This window comes from Parabacteroides distasonis, assembly GCF_004793765.1.
In the GTDB taxonomy this organism is placed as follows: Bacteria; Bacteroidota; Bacteroidia; order Bacteroidales; family Tannerellaceae; genus Parabacteroides; species Parabacteroides distasonis_A.
On the sequence record NZ_SRYM01000162.1, the window covers coordinates 1 to 396 of the forward strand.

General features: G+C 45.7%; 1 protein-coding gene. It reads left to right on the top strand.

The features are described from left to right. Nucleotides 1-396, top strand: a 396-nt coding sequence (locus E5342_RS19200) for a phage integrase SAM-like domain-containing protein (RefSeq protein ID WP_168354533.1), incomplete at both ends; no start/stop codon positions are given.

Genomic DNA, 396 nt, shown 5'->3' on the forward strand with positions numbered 1-396 from the left:
CCATTAAGGAGATTACCCCGATGTTCATTACCGATTTTGAGTTATACTTGCGTACCGCTTGCAAGTGCGGTTACAACACCACCGCCAAGTTCATGCAGTTCTTCAAGCGCATTATCATCATTGCCCGCAACAATGGCATACTGGTGAACGACCCGTTCGCCAATTATAAAATCCGGCTGGAAAAAGTGGACAGAGGTTATCTGACAGAGGACGAGATAACAATCATCCTTAAAAAGAAAATGGTTTCCGAACGGCTGGAACACGTCAGGGACTTGTTCATCTTTGCCTGCTTCACCGGGCTTGCCTATATAGATGTAGCCGGGCTTACGCAAGATAATATCCGCAAATCCTTTGACGGCAACCTTTGGATAATGACAAAGCGGCAAAAGACGAATA